Genomic DNA, 17,739 nt, shown 5'->3' with positions numbered 1-17,739 from the left:
CCTTTATTCCGCAGCCGGCTGCCTCAATAACGCTTTCTCCCGCCGTTCGATCACCAGCGGATCGTTCATGTAATCCGTTCTCGGCTTGCGTCCACGCTTCTGGTAGCCGTTCCCCGTGCTGCCATCGCGAATGCCGAACATATGGTCCGTCTGCCCAGTTCGCCGTGGTCCGCCCTTGCTGCGCTGCTGCTCCCGCCCAGCCTGCAGCTCGGCGACAACAGACAGCATGTCGTCCAGCCGCTTGTTATCGACGACCTCGGCGCGATGCACGGAGCGTAACGTGTCAAAGGTTCTGTAGGGCAGGGCAAAGCTCTCGTGCATGATCTCGAGACGCCCGTCCGGATAGTCGCAGACAACAACCCTCTTACCCGCCAGAGACCTGGAAAGATCAGTCGGATCGAGAATGAACAAGACCTTGTCGTAACGCAGCGTCAGGGCCTGCGACAGCGTGCGGACCTCCTTGCGGCACATGGCGCCGTCGAGGTTCTCGTGATCGGCCAACGGCCGGTGCATGTCCTTCGGATTACGCGGCTGCTTGCCAAAACGCGCGTTGAAATCCGTAATGAACTCAGGCACATAGGCGTTGGCTTCCTTGATCGTGTCAATGCCGCGAAGCCGCAACTCCTTGACCAGCCGATCCTGCAATGTCTGATTGGCGCGCTCCACCCGGCCTTTGGCCTGCGGGGTATTGGCACAGATAATGTCGATGTTCAGCTCATAAAGCGCTCGACCGAACTGTGTCAGGCCGCTCGTCCGGTCTTTCTCAGACGCATGCGTACTGCGGAAAACGCCATGCTTGTCACTGTAGAACGCTAGCGGCTTGCCCCATTGCTGCAGATAGGCCTTCGTCGCGTGCAGATAGTCAAATGTGTTCTCCGATCCGGCAAACCGTAGATGCAGCAGCTTGCCAGTCGCGTCATCGATATAGACGAGCAGGGCGCATTTGGGACCACGGTTCTCGAACCACCTGTGATGCGAACCGTCAATCTGCACCAGTTCGCCAAAGCAATCACGTCGGCCGCGTGGCTGGAAAACCCGCTTCTTGCGTTCTCTGCGTGAGACCCAGATGCCGGCCTCGGTCATCCATTGCCGCAATGTCTCCTTAGCTACCGAGATCTGGTGTAGCTCGATCAGTTTCTCACGCGCCAGCGTCGGACCGAAATCCAGATAGCGTTCGCGGATCAGGTCCAGCGCCGCATTGCGAAACTCATCGCTATGGCGCCGGTTGCTCGGCCGTGATCGCTTCTTGGAAACAAGCCCGGCCGGACCATCCCGGTCATAGGCCTGCAGCAGCCGATGGACCTGACTTCGACTGAGGTCGAGCCGTTCGGCAGCCTGGACAACGCTCAAGCGTTCGTCACGGATCTTCTGGATGAGTTCGAGGCGATGCAATTCTTTCTGCGACATAGTGATCAAACAGGACATGACGACTCCGACCGCTCATGGTCTCGACCAGGCTGAAGATCGTCATCCTTGCTCCCGACATTGGCATTGACCAGTCGTCGAGAGGCGAGACTGTCGCATCTCTAACTGGCCCAACTGTCGCATTACTAAATAGCCACTACAAGGCAAAATCGCGTAATAGATATTATGGAACTAAAGATATCCTCTTGGGCGCTAGTTCTGTTGTAGAAACGGACGTAGTATGGCCCAACCCGGAATGTAGCTTGGCCCAACATCCGGTTTACGCCACAGCATGGTACATACCAGTCTTACCAACCTTGTTCGATTTGGCGAGATGGCGTGACACCTCGCTAAGCTATGCAGAAGCGGTCGAAGTGAGCGGCCTTATTGGCGTTTAGGGATAATTGTCACAACCGCGTCCTGCAAAGGCCCGAGTTCTGCTCATAACGACTACCTTGACTTTGGAGACGAGTAGCAATTACATTGCCAGCGCCACAGGCATCTGCTCCTCAGCGACAGCGAAAATGTGGCCATGTGAATCCTCTGACGGACTCACAGATATTGTCACATCCTTACCCAGAGCAGACAGTATCTTCATCAGCCGCCAAACGGCGAAATCTTTAAGGTTTCCATTCACGATTCGAGAAACATCAGGCTGCTTAAGGCCAAGATGTTCGGCAGCGGCCCGCTGAGAAAGTCCCATACGTTCGATAGCGACTGCGATTTCGTTCGCGAAGAGGAATTTAGCCTTTGCCTCCTCGGGATCGGCATACCCACGATCCTTAAGATAATTGCCACTGCCAATTGCGAAGTCGTCGTCTTTGAGATCGCTGTTGGGTGAAATTTTGGAAGCTTTCATTTTCTTACCTCCGCAGCAGCTCGCCGCTCTCTGTTTCTCAGTCTTGCTTGGTAACGAAGTTGGAACTGCACCTGATTGTCATTATAGAATGCGATAGCCCGCTTTTTCCGAGACTCGAGGGCATCGATTTGCTCCTGAGGTATTTTCCCGCCCGTCTTTGACTTCTTTATCCCCGCATCCAATATAAACACGACCTCATCAAATTCCGCTACGAAATAGGTTCGATAGGTGTCTGCGTCAAAATCGACCTTTAGCTCGCTAATCCCCGATAGGGCTTTCCCCTTCAGGTCCTCGCGCCGCTTTGCCGGTACGGCCTGGTTATTTTGAATAGCAGTAATCAACTGATCGAATGCGTCTTGAACGTCCTCAGGGAGCGCTCCGAACGCTTTTTCCGCAGCATTGAGGAAAACGACCTCCTTAACATCAATTGCATCATCCGACGTCACTACATGCCCCTTGATATAGTAATATTACTATCACGTCAACCGCCCACAAAACAGCGCAATTTTTCTAATATGCAATTGGTTGAGATATCCCTACGCGTTGATGAATGGTTGTATCAACGAGATATCGGCTTTTCCGTTTTCGGTGCTGCCATTAACCAGACTGCGCAGCGGCCTCACACGGGGTCATGTTCCTGGTTATTGACGAGGCGCAGCATGAGGTCGATGCCTCTAGTAGCGTTGAGATCACAAAGATCGCCAATGCCCTCAGAAACCTGGTTCAGATACCGGACTGGCCGCTGGCTGCTCAAATTTCTGGAAAATACCGCGCGTCGGAGACATCCGACACTGGTTTCTGAACAGCCCTAGTGAAGCCAAATCTACAATTTCCTTAAGCCGGGTACATAACCCGGCTTTTTGTGCCTGGAATCTTGGGCCACGTTACGTTCCGTTTCAGGCCACGCACGTTCCGTTTTGGTTGAAAATAGGCGGTTTTAGGAACTCGTTGGGCCATACAACGATCCGATTTTACATCTGTAAAGGCGGACCGAAGACCGGATTTCTAGGAACGTTTCGCGGAAACAAGAAAAGTAGCACCGGACCACGTTTCTTCAGTAAGGTGATCGCTCTTTGTCGACTACAGCAAACGGAATAAGTTGCAACTTGCTGAAGCCTTTCAGCTGTAGTCTGGTCCTGGTCTAGATGGCACATGAATGTGCCATCGCAAACGATCGAGTAGACAAGGCAAATTCGTAGCCGCGCCGAGGTAGTTGAGCTAGCGTTCAGATCAACGAGCGGCGTGAGTACCGACATGGGAGTGGGTGATTTGAACGAGGTTCAGCAATTGTGGGAATGGCGTGAGAAGATTGCGAATCTCTACTACGAGGTACGTTCCAGCTCGGACGCGGTTGCTGCCTGGGAACTTTGGCGCAACACACGTTCAGCCGGTCGGGTCTACACGGGTGGTGTCAAAGAAAGCGCATCCCGAATGGCGCCCCACCGCAAGCATGCGTCAGAAGAACCCCAAGCTTCCCACCGCGATGAGGCCCGGGCCGAACAATCCGCTCGGAACCCGGGCGATCTATCTCGCAGACAGGCTACTGCGTATCCACGGCACCAATGATCTCCCTCGTCGATCGGGACCAACGCATCGAGTAACTGCTTTCGGATGTATCGTCAGGACGTGGAAGAGCTGTACAAGCACAAGCAATTGCGAGGACGAGGCTGGATCGGGCGACCGTCGTTGATTGTATAGCGGGCACACAATCAAGCTATTCCAGTCCGGCCGAATAGCCGCAGACGGAGAGAGTTCGGCACTCATGGTGAGGGCTGCTCCGGCGGCGCTCGATACAGAATAACCCGAACGCTCGGTATGAGTTGAGAAAGGAAATCAAAGTCCCGGACGTTAGCAGTCAATACGCTCGCACCCAGCTGCCGTGCCTGTAGGAAAATGAGGGCATCATTGACGAAGCGGCGCTCATGTCCCTCGCCCTTTGGCAGGTTGCTCATGCGAAAGAGGAGCCCCGCCAGCACGCCGGCCTGTCCCCAGGTGGTTGCATCCGGGGCATGAAGCCGGTGTTCCGGAATGTCTTCTACGGTCGCCGCGATCGTTTCGAGGGCCGCCTTTGTGGAGGGATGATTTGGATTCAGCCGTCCGAAGGCATGGGTCAGCTCGGATAGACACACCGCGGAGTGGTGGCACAGGCGATACGTCAATAGTGTATCGACCTCCAACGGCGAGCGGCCTTGAAGCACATCCAGATAGACGCTGGTGTCCAGGAACAGAGGCCCTCCAATTTGAGGCTCGTCAGCGGCCCATGAATGAGCTTCGTCGGGCCTCCGTTCGAGCGTTCCCACGTGCTTTCCGGGCTTTAGCGATCGGAGGGTTTCGGAGAGATCAAATCCCAAGATCGACATCCGTCGGGATGGTGCCCTTGCGGCCCACCAGACGCACGCCAAAGTCATCTTCAAGAGCCAGCCGGGAAAGTGCCAATTCCAGCAACTCGGTGTCGGAGGTAACATGGGCGCGCTTCTTGGCCGCCTCGACCAACTCCGAGGGGACTCGTCCCGACAAGCGGGTATTCTTTGCCGTGCCGAGGAGACCGATGGCTTTCGCTTGCTCGAGCACGAGCCTGTTGCGGTTCAACGCGACCTTTGCTTCGGCCTCCGCAGCAGTATGGGACTGGGTAACCATAGGTTTCTCCTGTGTTCAACATAGTATATGTAACGTTGAACGAAAAGGCAAGATCGATAGCGGGTGGCGAGCTGGGATCCCGATATGGCGGCTCGCCCATGATGAAAAGCAGTCCGAACCTGTTAGGTGGTCTGTCTCATAAAGGCTGCGTTCCGAATCCGCCCCCTGTCACTTGTTACGGATATCCGTAGCTTCACCGGATATCCGTTCTCATCTGGGCAGGAAGAGGTCGGAGCCCCTTCCCAGATCACCCCGCCATCTTGCGACAGCTCTCGGCACAGCGGCGGCAGGCGTCGACACAGCTCTGCATATCGCCGATCCGTTCGCAGTCGTCGGCGCCTTCCCTGCAAACATGCTTTTGGTGCTCCGAGCCCATCAGCATGAAATGCGCGGGGGCCCCGCCGACCTCAGCGCCCGGCGTGAGGCGCTGGAGGTCGCTTCTCCGACGTTCCTGGTCGAGACGGCAGATGATCTTGTCCGCCTCGCGCGGGTAAAGGGTCAGTCGTAATCTTAGACCGCCGAACGACCGGCAGGCCAACGGCAGTGAGGACATTTTTTGCCGAAACCACCCACGATAGAGTCGCTAGCAATCGATTGGTGACGATCTTAGGAGCGCGAGACGCCCGTCAGCCTGCGCGCCGCTGCAGCATCCTTGACGGCGAGGGCTATCTTCTTCAGAAATGCCAGGCTGAAACTTCCTAGCGGCCTCGTCGACTCGAAGTCGAGCGCCTTGTCGAGTTCGACGCGATTATACTCGTCAAGGACAATCCAGCAGGGGAAATCGAGACCGGCGCGGCGGCACTCGATCTGACTGATCGACAGGAAGAGGCGCTCGTCCCGCGGCCTCTGCGAGGTAATCGGAAACAGGAAGACCGACGCCCGGATTGGCCGCCGTGCGAACCACCACGCAGACCGGACGCGCCTTGCGTCCCGTTTCCTCACCCTCCAGTGCCTGCCGGTTCCACAGATAGTGAAACCGGACGACCTGTCCTTTGTCAAACATGGCTATCGTCCAGGATCTCGTCGAGACCGCTCATCAGCTCGTGATGGATGGCGTCCGGTGCATCGTCGAGACCATAGGCGACCGTGTGGGAGTGGCCGACCAGTTTGCGATATTGTTCAGCCGTCAGGATCACCAGCTTCTCCTTGCCCCGCTTGGTCAGGGTGACGGGTTCGACCAGAGCGGCTTCGAGGATTTCGCCTGAGGCACGGTTCATGTCGGAAAAAGAAAATTGCTTCATCGCATCCTCCATTGAAGTACCTAAAATACGTATTTCATGCAATTCATGCAGGTCGCGATCGCCTTGAGAGAATGCACGTTCTGGGTCGCGTCGACGAAACGTGCCCGGCTTGAGACGTGGCGGCGTGCGGCAAAGCAAATTGGTAAGCGAACTGGCGCTCTGACCTTGACGAGACAGTCGCTATATGAGCCAACTTTGGGCGGCGGTCATATCCCATTGTCGCCGCCACCTCCGGCGAAGGAGTTTCGCGGCAACCATTGGTTAGGCACCTGGCCGCAAGTGGTCTCGGCTCGTGGAACTCAGCTAGTAGGCCAATTTGGCCATGACGAGTCCGACGGTTCAATCCACTATGTTGCGGAGCTCGGCGAGGCGAAAAACCTTCGTCTGTTTCATGACTTCGGTATCGTCGAGATCTTCGCCGACGGCGGGGCGGTTTGTGGAACACGCCACGGCTACGTGAATAGCGACCCCGATCGCCTGGAAATCTCAACCACTGCATCAACGCGGGTGCCGTAAAGATATTAGATTGCGGCTTCACTGGCCGCGCAACGACCGGTGTGGCTCGATGCGCTCATCTCGCAAAGTCCCCTCCTGGACAAGCGAAAGGGCGGAAATGCCGGCCTCGTTCGCGGCCCGCAGAAGCGCTTGCCGAAGCTCCTCTGGGCTGGTCTTCCCAACGAGGGCATCAGCGCAAGCCTTGACCGCAATGACGTATTCCTCACCATCGTCGAGCGGCCAATCCTGGATGAGAACGCGCGCGGCATCGGTGAGACTACGGATGATCGTTCGCGGCTTGTTGTTTTGGAAATTGAGGCCAATCGGCGCAAAGGCCGAATATCTATTCGTCATGCCTTCACCCGTTCCATTGAGAATGGATTCATACACCCAGGATGCCGTGGTTGTATTTCACATAGTTAAAATAGCGTTAACGTGCCGAGAGCCCTCTATTGTTGACAGCCTCGGCCGAAGAGAAGGCTGCATAGCGGTATTGCAAAAACGGCAGTTGTCATTGAAGCAGAGGGGTAGTAGTTCACACATCATGTTGATGGCCTGCCGATCGTTCGGCTTTTGCTGTCAGTCGCAACACGCGGGCGCTCCCTAAATCAGGTCGAGCGCCCGTTGTGTTTCGGCCCTCTGGATTTCAGACGTCGGTCAGGATCATCCGATTTGAGACGCGGGACCGGTTTGCGTGGCGAAACTTTGCGACTCCTTTCAGGACGCATTCAGTTCAACGTCTTTGGACGGTCTCACGACGGGGCGGCTCGGATTGGAGACGGTCTGCCACGGCGCCGGAACCGACCCTTACTTTGTGGCCAACGACCGCCGTTTGAGAAGCGCGGCACGGATCAGGTTGTTCTTTGTCGGTTCGGGAGCACCAGCCACATGCGACACCGCAGCCTGCACTTCGGGCTGCATGCGGGTCCGCTTCATTTCCAGAAAGCGCCGTTGCGCCTCCAGCCTGTCAGCCGCGGAAACCGGTTCGACCGGCGCGCCGGCAAGATCGTGGCGCATGGAGTCAGGCTGGGCGCTTGCGAAGTAGTAAGGCTTCAAGCGGACATAGACTGCAATCACACGTCTGAGCCTGGTCACCCCGACGTCCGGCTTCAACAGCGCCCGGATCTCGTTGAAGATCCCTACGGCAAAGGGACGGATGGGATCGCCTGCTCATGCTGGATCATCGCGGTACTGGCGGCGCTGCCTCCACGAACGGGATCCCGGCGATCGACCATGAGGACCCTCAGGCCTTTGCCGGCGAGGCCTGCGCCATCAAGGCGCCGGAAATACCGGCGCCGACAATCAAGACGTCATAGCTGCCTGCGGACGCCCTGTCCTTCGTCGCAACACGTATTCTGGGTGCCGCAAGCCACAGGGGCTGCTTGTGGCGCCGCTTCTGTTTGCGCGTCATTTGCGTGGTGGCTTCCAATGCTGGGGTCCGCAGGCTTGAGGACGTGGCGAGCACGTCCTCGCATGCCTAGAACGACTTTTCTCCGGCATGGTTCCGTTTGATTGGTCGCGCAATCGGGGCGATCGAGCAGGAGCGAAGAACTAGCTGCTGCTCTGGCTCCGGATTGCATTTGCCTCCTTCGACCGAGCCGCTCTCCTTGCTGGCCGAAGCTCATCGATCGTCGGTGTCCACCACTGCGCGCCTTCCGGCCGCGCCGTCTTCGATGGCCAAGTGCGTACGAGCTCGTCCAAAGTGGGCGTCCGCCACAGTCCCCATACATGGTCTTCCGTGACATCTGGATAGAATTCCGCAACCGCCTGAGGCTCGACGAGTTCGCCCGTGATGTCGGTGAAGACGACGAGACCATACGAGGTCGCAACAACGCGACCGATAGGCGGCAGATGGCCGCTCATAAGTGGATAGCGTCGCCGCTTGCGTTCAATCGAGCGGCGCCTCGATAGCATTTGCTCTTCGCTACCCTTTCGTTCTGCGGCACGACGGCGCCGTTCCTCCGGCTCGTTGCGGCGAGCTGCCGCTTCGATCTGTGGCCAGCGTTGGCGCAGTTCCTCGAAGGACCGGTAGGGGACATGCCAGATCTTCAGATCACCGTCCCATCGCGAGAACGGAACCTCGTGAAGCGTCTCGACCACTGTTTTCGAGTATGGCGTTTTGATCCGGAAGCCTGCCTTGCCAAGCTCCAAATAGCTGCTGTCGATCGGATCGAAATCGAAGGCGTCCCTCCCCTTCGCATCGGCGTGGGCGTCGATTTCCGCCTCCCGTTCAGCCAGCCACTTTCCGAACCTGCGGGACGCAGTCCGGCCGGGAATGAACCATGCCTGGCGAATATCGCTCCACCGTGCGCGGGGGAACCTGCGACGAAACTGTTCGACGGTCATCCGGTCGAACGGAAAGTTGACGTTCGCTCCGGGCTTGGCGTCGTCCGGTTCGTTTGCATTGCCCGAGATTGCCGAAATTTCGCCTTGCATCTCGCGATAACGCTTCTCGAGACCCGGCAGTTCAACGCAGACGTTTCAAGAGTGCCCGCAATCCCGATTGCGCAACGCCGCGGATTGCGACTTCTATGGGAAACCATTTCTGTTTTCGGATCGTCTTTTCGGGGAAGTCCGTGGCGATCCCTGACACTTCGACAAGATGGACAGCGACATGGTAACGATGAGGCGTGCTTTCCTTCTGATAGGAAAATGACCCGAATACTTCCGGATCGACCTCTCCCGCGACGCCAGCCTCTTCGAACGCTTCCCGCAAAGCAGCGACAGAGCTGGTTTCGCCCGGATCGAGATGCCCTTTTGGGATGCCCCATCGGCCGTTCCTCAGGCTTCCGACCAGAAGGACCCGTAGGCGGCCACTTTCGTTGCGACGGTAACAGATGGCGCCTGCCTGCTGCACGTCGCAGCCGGTATTACCGGAGCGTGATGATTTGAGGTCCTTGGCAAGCATGGATGTTGTCGAGTTTCGATATTGCTTCATGAAATCGCTGTATCATCGCACTATGACAGCATGCACAGCGTTGAGGACCGCCCTCCAAGCCGGAGTTCATCTTGTCGTCGGAAATCGAAATCAAGCTCGATCTATCAACGGAAGCCGCGAACACAATTCTTGGTTCCGATCTTCTTGGGAAACCTGATAAGGTTTTAAAACAAACGTCCACTTACTTCGATACGGTCGATCGCACCCTATGGCGGAACGGATACACGCTGCGCATCCGGCAGGTAGGGACGGTGCGGACCCAGACGGTGAAGGCCAGCGGTCCCGGCAGATCGCTATTTGCCCGTTCGGAGTGGGAGACGACCGTCCAGGGAGAAGAGCCCGTCCTCGATCACACGAGCCCGATGATTGGACAATTCGGCTGCGACCTGAGCCTCGAGCCCGTATTCGACTTATCGGTCGAGCGGCAATTGTGGAACGTCGAGGAGAACGGTTCCCGGATCGAGGTCGTCATCGATGCCGGCGAGGCGAATTCCGGCGATCGAAGTTCGTCGATCCGCGAAGCCGAGCTGGAACTGAAGGACGGTGATCCAAGCGATCTCTTCGTCTTTGCGCGCAGGATCGACGCGGTTGCCGCATTCAGGTTAGGCGTCCGCTCAAAGGCTGAAAGAGGCTTCGTTCTCATCGAAGCGCAGAAACCGGCTTAGCCTTCATCTTGGCCGCGACATGACGGCCGTTGCTGCCTTCCAGGCAATTGCAAGCTCCTGCCTCCGGCATTTCCGTCTGAACGAAGATGCGCTCCTTGAAAAGCGCAGGCCTGAAGCCCTGCACCAGGTTCGGGTGGCCCTGCGGCGTCTGCGCTCGGCGTTCTCCCTCTTCAAGCCGATCGTCTCGGGCGACGAACCGGTGCGTCTCAACGGCGAACTGCGCTGGCTGGCTGCGGTGCTGGGCGAGGCCCGCACCGACCATCTTGCAAACAGCTGGCTCCTTGCGTCGGCACTCCCGCGTGCGCAAAATTTCGCTGCACGGGTGCTGGAGAAGAAACGCAAACGGCTGAAAAAGGACGGAAAGGCGCTTCGACGATTGACGGCGACCATCGGCACGAAGTTTCGCAAGGACGCCAAGAAATTCAGGTATGCGGCGGAGTTCTCCCGCTCGCTCTTCGCTGACACGCGCGGAGCACGCCGGCACAAAAAACTTCTGAACGCGATGGAGACGCTCCAAGGACGATTTGGGTGGTCTGAACGACCTGGCAACTGGTGCTTGCCCCCTGGAAAAGCACGGTCTGGCCGGACATCCGGCTAGAGACAGTGTCATTCCGCAAGCGGACATGCAATTTCTCGTCGAAAAGGCTCAGGGATTCGCTCGATGTCGTGCTGTACACGAGGTGCTTCTGGCGATGATCCGCATCCAGCCGCCATCAATTTGTGGAACGCCGCCCGTCGTTTCGAGAACGCGACCGCATCGAACTCGAACTGAGGCATGTTCATATTCGAGGCTTCTGTTATGGTAGCGGAATCGAGTTGGAGTAACGTACATGTCAAATACGTCTCTAGTGCCGGGCGCCCTTTACTGGGCGAGGTCCCCGAAACATTTTGACGGGAACGTTACCGTCGTGCAAGTCTCCACCATATTCGGCGACGATCCGGATTATTGGACATTGGCCGTCATAGGATCAGACCAGCATTTCATGCCAAGCGAGTTCGAGATCCTGGCCGTCGCGGAATTTTCCGTGGATGATTCCCTACGCCAAGCCGCGGAATGAGCAAACCAAAGAGCGGAGCCGCCGCATCTGTGGTCGCGGACATGGTCCCAGTCGACAGATAAGGCTTCAAATGCAGACCTTCTACTAGTTCGCCGGAGGCGAATGCCGAGACATGTCCCCTGTCGCGTCGTTTCTGGCTTCTTGCATCATCGGGCCGGGTTGATCGTCGGGTTCGGGCAGTGGTTGGTCGTCGGGAACGCGATCGGGATCCTGTGGCGGGCTATCGACTGGCGGTACGGGCGCCGGCGGCACGATGGGTTCGTTTGGAACTGACATTTGAAATCCTCCTCATCGTTCCAAAACGTCGGAGGCACCATCAAGTTCCTGCCCAGGTGCGCACTCCGTCATGTCGGTTTCGGCCCGCTGCGGCAGCGGGTGCGGAGTCACGGCCGGCCATGCAGCAAGTTGCGCGAAATCTCTCCCAGGCCTTCATCCATCATCACCCTCTCTGATCCCCGACGCGACAACGTCGGCGTCGCCATCCTTTCCTTCGACCTTGATGGTCGTCATCACGCGTAACGTCGCGAACGTGGCGGTCGAAAGCACGATCGCAGTCTCATATGCTCCGAGACCGTCTGCCGTTCCAATCGGGCCTGTCGCCAAAAAGGCTTGCAGCCGTGGCCGTCCCGCGGATGCTCGCCTTGCCGACGAGGATCGCACCGCCCCCGATCCTCGCCTCGAGCGGGTCCTTGTCAGCCGTGCCGGCTGCCATCATCATTATACTATCGCTCTTCCCCTGGATATTGAGCATGCTTCAGAAGCCTGGCGAGATGGGCGGTATTTCGGGCAAGCGTGGAAATCATCGTCTGAACCGCCTTCGGGGTCTTTTTCAGATCAACGAAGTTCGTCGATCCCATGGCCTCACCGACCCAATAGGCGACGGCGTTAGCAGGGATTGTAAAACCGACGTCGTTAAGGGCCTGGAAGACCTCCCCCGAAACGTGGTGAGCCCCGTCTTCGTTTCCTACCACCGCAACCGCGGCGACCTTGCCATACGAGACCATGCGGCCCTGTTCATCGGTCTCTTCCAAAAACGCGTCCATCCGCTCCAGTGCCCGTTTGCAAACACTTCCTGGCTGCCCGAGCCAAATTGGCGTTCCGACAAGAAGGATATCGGCGTCAAGCACCATCTTGCGAATATTCGGCCAAGCGTCGCCTTCGCCCTCATCAGACGTCACGCCTGGCTTGACGTTGTGATCAGCAAGCCGGATGGTTTTGGTTTCGACGCCATGCTTCTTGAATTCTTCGGTGATGAGCTCGAGCAATTTGCCGGTGGAGGACGCCTCAGAGGAATCGGAGGACTTGAGGGTGCCGTTCAAGGCAAGGGCTTTAAGAGACACGATAACTCCTGTTGTGCGGGGCTCAGGATGATACGGGTAGCGGCTGGCGACTTGCGGCAGCGCCAAGTGTCCAAGACGTTTGAGCTTTCTCGATCTTCAACCGAAAACGGGCGTTCAAGCACTGCGCGTGACCGCGAATTTCCGCTGCCTCAGCTAAGATATCGCCTTGTTGCACACGAAACCGATCATCGGCCGAGTTGTTCCCTCCAGGCGCCTACAGGAAGCAATCGCTTCACGGTGCTGTTTTCAATGAGCGCAAGGCAGGCGCCTTAAGCATGGAGGAGTCACTATGCGAGCTATCGGATAGATATACCCGACGAGCGATCGTGGCAAATATCCCTACGAGAAGGGCCCGCAGGAAAGTCTATCCAAACTGACGTTTGGGGAAGCCGAATCGAGGAGATTTCAGGTGCGGCTCGTCGCCCGTCGTGGGCTTGGCTGAGCCTCATCAGCTTCGATTACTTCGCCGCTGGCGCGGAGTTCCAGGATCCCAAGTTGGACGACCTTGATTAGATCCGCCATCCGTTTGCCGTGGCTATTCTGGTACTCTTCCAAGGTAGGCGTGCTAAGGGTCACGTTTCTGAGCGCAGATATACGATTGTCTTTCACTGCTTTGGCGCCAAGAGCCCAAACCCGGTCAAACAATTTTCGATCTGATTCTTTAATCGTCATGACAATTTACCAAGGCTGGTCGGATCCCACGGTGAGATAGGGCCCGGGGAAGGATGGAGCTCCATCTTCACTCGGATCAAGGGCCAGAAATCCGCGATTTGCTGACGGCCTCCGGCTGTTGGACCTGCACAAAAACCCTGGCCTGCCGATGGCTCCCGGCGTTCGACATCAGAAGCAGGACAATCCCGACCATCGCCAGCAGAATGGCGATGATTGGCAAGGCAAGACGGCTGGTCCTTGGTTCTTCGTAGACCATGCATCACTCCATCGACAACCGACCGATCCGGCCGTGATAACATAGACGATCGGGTATTCGTTCGGATCCACCATCACCATCTGGCCATCTTATGAAGCAATAATGAAAGTGATGACTTCTCGTCTTTGAGGCCGCACCGTTGTGGCGGCATATGGGTGCGGCCGCCTTCATTTCTCCAAGAGCTGACGCCGTAAAAGGCGGCGTCTTAACCCCGTCAGTTGATGACCTGAATCACCTTTCGCGACGACGGTTCGACGATGACGCGCTCGTCGTTCACGATCGCATACGAGTATTTCGGATTTTCCGGAACGGGCGTCACAACGACGGTTTCGGGGAGCGGCTGACCGACGACCACCTTCTCCTTTACCACGACGCGGGTCGACGGCGCAGGCGCTTCACGAACATAAGTAACGACCTTTTCCGGCGGCGGATCGATCGCCGTACCGACGATGGCGCCGGCAACGCCACCAACGGCCGCGCCAACCGGGCCGCCCACGATGGCGCCAGTGACTGCGCCGCCTGCAGCGCCGTTAACCGTTGAAGACTGGGCAAACGCTATGCCCGACATCAGGGCGGCGGCGGCGGCCGTGCCTAGAATAAGCTTGGCAAACATCTGATTTTCCTTTTGTTCGACGCGGCCTTCCCGACCGCTGCCCAACCAACGACGGAAATGCTTTGCTGTTCCCAGGATGCGACCTCAGTCCGGGTGTGCCTCGGACCAAAGTCCGAAATCAAAGGAGGAGGCTGCGCATTGGAAAATGGCAAGGCACTCAGGTCGCAGACGCCTCGCCATGCGCTTACCTTCATGAGCTGCACTTCCCATCGACCTTATCAACGACCCCATTGGATCGGTGCTTTTCGACTTCAGAAAGATTTCCGGACGGCTTCGGTGCTCCGGAACCTGCTGACTGCACCCGCGTTTTATGGCGGAGGCAACCGCTCAACCGAACTGACATGAACAGTCCGAATTTAGTGAAAATCAGCGTAAGCGTTCTTTGCTTGGTCGCGGCAGGTTGCTCCTCTTCCGACGCGGATCAGATAAAAGAGCACTCCAGAATTGTTTCGTCATGCTCGAATTCGGCGCGCATGGCGCTTAATGGCTGGCGCATGAATCAACTCCCGGCGCCTTTTGTACAGCAGACCCTGCGGTCGACGCGGCGCAATGTCCAAAATGCAGCCTCTAAAATCGAAGCGCTTCGCCACGCCGACAGGACGCAACGCGAATTGGTGAGCAGGTCGCTAAGCGAGATCATCGATCTTCTCGCACAAGCGCAAAACCAGGTCGCGCTTGGAGATCACGACACCGTGCAAACGGCAACCAAGCTAAGTGATGCGATAGAGCGTCTCAACCTAACGTCAGGTATGCGACGATCCACATGAAAAAAATATTGGAAATATCGCTTGGAATTGTCACAAGCGTTGGCGGTTTTCTTGAAATCGGATCGCTGGCGACGGCCGCCCAAGCGGGATCAGCATTTGGCTTTCAACTCATCTGGGCGATCGTGCTCGGCACTATCTGCATCATTTTCCTTGTCGAAATGGCTGGCCGTTTCGCCGCGGTAAGTGGCTACACGATTTCGGACGGCATCCGAGAGCGGTTTGGTTTGACATTTTTCTTGCTGCCTTTTCTCTCCACGCTGTTGCTCAATCTGATGGTTCTTGCCGCTGAAATAGGAGGAGGTGCCATTGCTCTCGAGCTTGCGACAGGTATTACCTTTCAGTGGTGGGCACCGGCAGTTGCCTTTCTAGCCTGGTTATTACTCTGGAAGGGCACTTTCGGCTTCATCGAGAAAGGCGTTTCCATCCTCGGATTGGTGACCTTTTGTTTCGTCATTGCGGCGGTATTGCTTAAACCTAATGTGAAGTTGCTCGCCCTCGGTGCTTTGCCAAGTATGCCGCAGCACGACCATGCCAGCTACTGGTTTACGGCCGTGAGCATTCTCGGCGCATCGATATCGCCATACCTATTCTTGTTCTATTCTTCTGGCGCGGTCGAGGATGCGTGGGATGAAACCTATCTTGGAACTAATCGTGCAATCGCGGGGCTGGGCATGAGTTTCGGTGGCACGATATCAATCGCAGTGTTGATCGTGGCCGCTCTTGTGCTCGCTCGGAATGGGGTTGATCAAGTCACGGATTATCACCAGTTGCCGACCATGCTCGTCCCTGTATTTGGTCGCTCGGGATACTGGTTGTTTGTTGCTTCCCTAGGGATCGCCTGTTTCGGCGCAATCCTGGAACTCGGGTTGCAGCAAGCCTACCTGATTGCTCAAGGACTGGGTTGGAACTGGGGCGAAGACCGCAAACCAAGTGAAGACCCGGGTTTTAGCGCCGCTTATACGCTGGCACTTTTGTTAGCGGCCATTCCGATCATTTTAGGCTTCGATCCGCTAAAGCTGACGATCCTGTCCATGGCATTGACCGCAGCAACCCTCCCGCTAACTGTCGTCCCTTTTCTATTCCTGATGAATGATGAGCGATATGTCGGAAAACATGGCAACGGAACCGTATCCAATTCGGCCGTCGTCTTGATCATCCTGCTGGGTTCTATCTTGGCGATTGTGACGATCCCGCTCGAGTTATTTGGAGGTACGTGATGGATCTGCTGCGTGATGTTCTCGATAAGCAACTGGTCGATCGAAATGGCGTACAGATGGGCAAGGTTGACGGCATCGTCGCCGAACTTCGGCGCGACGGCCCGCCACGGGTCATCGCGATAGAGGTCGGCGCTATCGTAATGGCCCGGCGGCTTGGCCGACAGCCACAGCAATGGATGACGTGGGTCGCGTCCCAACTCGGTGGAGACCGACACTCCCGACCCCATCGCGTCGCGTGGACGGCCGTGCGCCGCATTGGGGTTGACATCGAGGTGGACGTGGCGGTGAGCGACACCACCATATTTGCTTGGCAAGATTGGTTGAGAGACCATGTGGTAAACAAAATTCCCGGAGCATAAATTGGTTGAGATTAATCTCGAATTGTTGGTGGGGCGAGCCGTCTTATCGAGGGCAGGCAAAACAATTGGCCATATTGAAGAGGTATGGGCGCAACAAGACGGGCCAGATCTTATAATCACCGAATTCCATGTCGGCCTGTACGCAGCCATGGAGAGAATATCTGCATCGCCAATCGGCACAGAGCTCTTAGGTCTTTTCCGCCTGCGCCGCAGACACCGCGGCTATCGCATACGCTGGAACCAAATCGAACTCGGCAAGAGCGAGCTCCAACTCCTCTGCGACGAAAAGGAACTCGCTCCGCTGTTTGCAAACCATTTGGAGCGTTAGCCCGTGCCGTGTCGGCGCGGACCTTTGCGCAACAAATTGATGCTTGCAGTCCAACGGCGTGCTCGTATCCATTCGCCGAAGGCCGTCTGCCCTGATCTGGTGATTGGCTTTAAGTCCATGGCTTATGTCATGCGCTACAGTGATTTCCCCCATTGAGGTCTTGTCCGCCGACGATCTTGGTCGTCGGCGGGATTGGTCTGACGCGGAGAAGGTTCGGATCGTCGAGGAAAGTCTGCAGGGATTTCGGCAGGGCTCGGCGACGGCGCGGCGTTATGGATTGTCGCGGTCCTTGTTGACGGCCTGGCGTCGTCAATATCGGAGCGGGCTTCTGAGTGGTTCCGCGCCAACAACCTTCGTGCCACTTTCGATTTCGCCACCGGCGGCGGCATCTTGCGAGGTGGTCTCGCCGCCGCGATCTGAAGACGACAAGACGATCGAGATCGGCCTGCCGAACGGCCGACGGCTGACGATCCCGGCCTCGCTTGATCCGACCATTCTTGCCCGCCTGTTGCCCGTCGTGGATGGGTCATGATCGCCTTTCCGGCCGGGGTGAAGGTGTGGATCGCGGGCGGGGTGACGGACATGCGTTGTGGCATGAACAGCCTGGCGCTGAAGGTGCAACAAGGTCTTGGCCGTGATCCTCATGGCGGCGAAGTCTTCTGCTTCCGGGGGCGCAAGGGTGATCTGATCAAGGTCCTATGGCATGACGGCGTCGGCATGTCGCTTTACATAAAGCGCCTCGAGGCCGGCAAGTTCATCTGGCCGGTCAGCCCAAGCGGCTCCGCCGTGTCTGTATCGTCGGCGCAGCTGGGCTATCTCCTGGAAGGGATCGACTGGCGCAATCCTCGTTGGACGCAGCGGCCTTCGAAGGCAGGCTGATCGCCTGCATT

26 protein-coding genes and 3 pseudogenes are annotated in these 17,739 nt (G+C 57.1%); 11 read left to right on the top strand and 18 right to left on the bottom strand.

What is annotated here, in order from left to right; translation table 11 throughout:
• Positions 1–3 precede the first annotated feature (3 nt).
• From ACR9ZQ_RS03270 to ACR9ZQ_RS03260, 3 genes are all read right to left on the bottom strand, one after another.
• The gene (locus ACR9ZQ_RS03270) at positions 4–1,425 is read right to left on the bottom strand and encodes an ISNCY family transposase (protein ID WP_477921601.1); all 1,422 of its coding nucleotides are present in this window, start codon (positions 1,423–1,425) and stop codon (positions 4–6) included.
• 457 nt (positions 1,426–1,882) lie between these two features.
• On the bottom strand, positions 1,883–2,263 hold the full coding sequence (locus ACR9ZQ_RS03265) for a helix-turn-helix domain-containing protein (protein WP_481426844.1): 381 nt from the start codon (positions 2,261–2,263) through the stop codon (positions 1,883–1,885).
• A complete protein-coding gene (locus tag ACR9ZQ_RS03260; RefSeq protein ID WP_481426843.1) occupies positions 2,260–2,709 on the bottom strand; it encodes a type II toxin-antitoxin system RelE/ParE family toxin in 450 nt (149 codons plus the stop codon). The genes ACR9ZQ_RS03265 and ACR9ZQ_RS03260 overlap by 4 nt, the downstream gene beginning before the upstream one ends.
• Positions 2,710–3,656: 947 nt before the next feature.
• Here ACR9ZQ_RS03260 and ACR9ZQ_RS03255 point away from each other — a divergent pair.
• A pseudogene (locus ACR9ZQ_RS03255) lies at positions 3,657–3,961 on the top strand (L,D-transpeptidase); the annotation flags it as partial.
• Between the two features lie 62 nt (positions 3,962–4,023).
• Here the strand turns inward: ACR9ZQ_RS03255 and ACR9ZQ_RS03250 are convergent.
• The 5 genes from ACR9ZQ_RS03250 to ACR9ZQ_RS03230 form a co-directional block, all read right to left on the bottom strand.
• Complete coding sequence (locus ACR9ZQ_RS03250; RefSeq protein WP_439019223.1) at positions 4,024–4,614, bottom strand: type II toxin-antitoxin system VapC family toxin; 591 nt, start codon at positions 4,612–4,614, stop codon at positions 4,024–4,026.
• On the bottom strand, positions 4,604–4,900 hold the full coding sequence (locus ACR9ZQ_RS03245) for a hypothetical protein (protein WP_310384584.1): 297 nt from the start codon (positions 4,898–4,900) through the stop codon (positions 4,604–4,606). Before ACR9ZQ_RS03245 ends, ACR9ZQ_RS03250 begins: the two co-directional genes overlap by 11 nt.
• Positions 4,901–5,147: 247 nt before the next feature.
• Positions 5,148–5,453, bottom strand: coding sequence for a four-helix bundle copper-binding protein (locus ACR9ZQ_RS03240; RefSeq protein WP_310384586.1), 306 nt, complete (start codon positions 5,451–5,453; stop codon positions 5,148–5,150).
• A 53-nt stretch (positions 5,454–5,506) separates the two neighbouring features.
• Positions 5,507–5,842 carry a hypothetical protein gene (locus ACR9ZQ_RS03235; protein ID WP_481426842.1) on the bottom strand — a complete coding sequence of 112 codons (336 nt, stop codon included), beginning with the start codon at positions 5,840–5,842 and terminating at the stop codon, positions 5,507–5,509.
• A 53-nt stretch (positions 5,843–5,895) separates the two neighbouring features.
• Positions 5,896–6,141: a type II toxin-antitoxin system prevent-host-death family antitoxin gene (locus tag ACR9ZQ_RS03230; protein WP_310384590.1), complete on the bottom strand. Its 246-nt coding sequence runs from the start codon at positions 6,139–6,141 to the stop codon at positions 5,896–5,898.
• 327 nt (positions 6,142–6,468) lie between these two features.
• Between ACR9ZQ_RS03230 and ACR9ZQ_RS03225 the strand changes: the two are divergent.
• Positions 6,469–6,657 (top strand): annotated as a pseudogene (locus ACR9ZQ_RS03225) (glycoside hydrolase family 32 protein); the annotation flags it as partial.
• Positions 6,658–6,675: 18 nt separating this feature from the next.
• On the opposite strand, the gene ACR9ZQ_RS03220 reads toward ACR9ZQ_RS03225, so the two are convergent.
• From ACR9ZQ_RS03220 to ACR9ZQ_RS03200, 5 genes and pseudogenes are all read right to left on the bottom strand, one after another.
• Entirely contained in the window at positions 6,676–6,990 is a 315-nt protein-coding gene (locus tag ACR9ZQ_RS03220) for a DUF982 domain-containing protein (protein ID WP_481426841.1), read from the bottom strand.
• A 453-nt stretch (positions 6,991–7,443) separates the two neighbouring features.
• Positions 7,444–7,806: pseudogene (locus ACR9ZQ_RS03215) on the bottom strand (ProQ/FINO family protein); the annotation flags it as partial.
• Between the two features lie 73 nt (positions 7,807–7,879).
• On the bottom strand, positions 7,880–8,047 hold the full coding sequence (locus ACR9ZQ_RS03210) for a hypothetical protein (RefSeq protein WP_310384596.1): 168 nt from the start codon (positions 8,045–8,047) through the stop codon (positions 7,880–7,882).
• Positions 8,048–8,187: 140 nt separating this feature from the next.
• On the bottom strand, positions 8,188–9,072 hold the full coding sequence (locus ACR9ZQ_RS03205; protein ID WP_310384597.1) for a hypothetical protein: 885 nt from the start codon (positions 9,070–9,072) through the stop codon (positions 8,188–8,190).
• 31 nt (positions 9,073–9,103) lie between these two features.
• Complete coding sequence (locus ACR9ZQ_RS03200) at positions 9,104–9,574, bottom strand: NUDIX hydrolase (RefSeq protein WP_481426840.1); 471 nt, start codon at positions 9,572–9,574, stop codon at positions 9,104–9,106.
• 71 nt (positions 9,575–9,645) lie between these two features.
• Here ACR9ZQ_RS03200 and ACR9ZQ_RS03195 point away from each other — a divergent pair, with 71 nt between their 5' ends.
• The 3 genes from ACR9ZQ_RS03195 (at position 9,646) to ACR9ZQ_RS03185 (ending at position 11,297) form a co-directional block, all read left to right on the top strand.
• A complete protein-coding gene (locus ACR9ZQ_RS03195; protein WP_481426839.1) occupies positions 9,646–10,239 on the top strand; it encodes a CYTH domain-containing protein in 594 nt (197 codons plus the stop codon).
• 19 nt (positions 10,240–10,258) lie between these two features.
• Positions 10,259–10,837, top strand: coding sequence for a CHAD domain-containing protein (locus ACR9ZQ_RS03190; RefSeq protein ID WP_481426838.1), 579 nt, complete (start codon positions 10,259–10,261; stop codon positions 10,835–10,837).
• A 232-nt stretch (positions 10,838–11,069) separates the two neighbouring features.
• A complete protein-coding gene (locus ACR9ZQ_RS03185) occupies positions 11,070–11,297 on the top strand; it encodes a hypothetical protein (protein WP_310384605.1) in 228 nt (75 codons plus the stop codon).
• Between the two features lie 556 nt (positions 11,298–11,853).
• Here the strand turns inward: ACR9ZQ_RS03185 and ACR9ZQ_RS03180 are convergent.
• The 5 genes from ACR9ZQ_RS03180 to ACR9ZQ_RS03160 all read right to left on the bottom strand — a co-directional run bounded on the left by ACR9ZQ_RS03180 (position 11,854) and on the right by ACR9ZQ_RS03160 (position 14,178).
• On the bottom strand, positions 11,854–12,015 hold the full coding sequence (locus tag ACR9ZQ_RS03180; protein WP_310384608.1) for a hypothetical protein: 162 nt from the start codon (positions 12,013–12,015) through the stop codon (positions 11,854–11,856).
• 4 nt (positions 12,016–12,019) lie between these two features.
• Entirely contained in the window at positions 12,020–12,637 is a 618-nt protein-coding gene (locus ACR9ZQ_RS03175) for a flavodoxin family protein (RefSeq protein WP_113321398.1), read from the bottom strand.
• A 405-nt stretch (positions 12,638–13,042) separates the two neighbouring features.
• Positions 13,043–13,309: a hypothetical protein gene (locus ACR9ZQ_RS03170; RefSeq protein ID WP_481426837.1), complete on the bottom strand. Its 267-nt coding sequence runs from the start codon at positions 13,307–13,309 to the stop codon at positions 13,043–13,045.
• 76 nt (positions 13,310–13,385) lie between these two features.
• The gene (locus ACR9ZQ_RS03165) at positions 13,386–13,565 is read right to left on the bottom strand and encodes a hypothetical protein (RefSeq protein ID WP_310384612.1); all 180 of its coding nucleotides are present in this window, start codon (positions 13,563–13,565) and stop codon (positions 13,386–13,388) included.
• A gap of 214 nt (positions 13,566–13,779) precedes the next feature.
• Positions 13,780–14,178 carry a DUF1236 domain-containing protein gene (locus ACR9ZQ_RS03160; protein ID WP_025668368.1) on the bottom strand — a complete coding sequence of 133 codons (399 nt, stop codon included), beginning with the start codon at positions 14,176–14,178 and terminating at the stop codon, positions 13,780–13,782.
• A 341-nt stretch (positions 14,179–14,519) separates the two neighbouring features.
• Between ACR9ZQ_RS03160 and ACR9ZQ_RS03155 the strand changes: the two genes are divergently transcribed.
• The 6 genes from ACR9ZQ_RS03155 to tnpB all read left to right on the top strand — a co-directional run bounded on the left by ACR9ZQ_RS03155 (position 14,520) and on the right by tnpB (position 17,728).
• Positions 14,520–14,945, top strand: a complete 426-nt coding sequence (locus ACR9ZQ_RS03155; protein WP_025668367.1) for a hypothetical protein — start codon at positions 14,520–14,522, stop codon at positions 14,943–14,945.
• Complete coding sequence (locus ACR9ZQ_RS03150; RefSeq protein ID WP_481426836.1) at positions 14,942–16,162, top strand: NRAMP family divalent metal transporter; 1,221 nt, start codon at positions 14,942–14,944, stop codon at positions 16,160–16,162. Before ACR9ZQ_RS03155 ends, ACR9ZQ_RS03150 begins: the two co-directional genes overlap by 4 nt.
• Positions 16,162–16,521 (top strand): hypothetical protein, encoded by a 360-nt coding sequence (locus ACR9ZQ_RS03145; protein WP_481426835.1) that lies wholly within the window; start codon positions 16,162–16,164, stop codon positions 16,519–16,521. The genes ACR9ZQ_RS03150 and ACR9ZQ_RS03145 overlap by 1 nt, the downstream gene beginning before the upstream one ends.
• 1 nt (position 16,522) lies before the next feature.
• Positions 16,523–16,849 (top strand): hypothetical protein, encoded by a 327-nt coding sequence (locus ACR9ZQ_RS03140; RefSeq protein WP_310384619.1) that lies wholly within the window; start codon positions 16,523–16,525, stop codon positions 16,847–16,849.
• A gap of 124 nt (positions 16,850–16,973) precedes the next feature.
• Entirely contained in the window at positions 16,974–17,381 is a 408-nt protein-coding gene (gene tnpA, locus ACR9ZQ_RS03135; RefSeq protein WP_481426834.1) for an IS66-like element accessory protein TnpA, read from the top strand.
• Positions 17,378–17,728, top strand: a complete 351-nt coding sequence (tnpB, locus tag ACR9ZQ_RS03130; RefSeq protein ID WP_481426833.1) for an IS66 family insertion sequence element accessory protein TnpB — start codon at positions 17,378–17,380, stop codon at positions 17,726–17,728. Before tnpA ends, tnpB begins: the two co-directional genes overlap by 4 nt.
• Positions 17,729–17,739: the final 11 nt, after the last annotated feature.

The sequence above is a fragment of the Rhizobium sp. KNZ14-9A genome (genome assembly GCF_056755015.1).
Note: the sequence above shows the minus strand (reverse complement) of the source record. Positions and strands in the feature narration are given on the sequence as shown.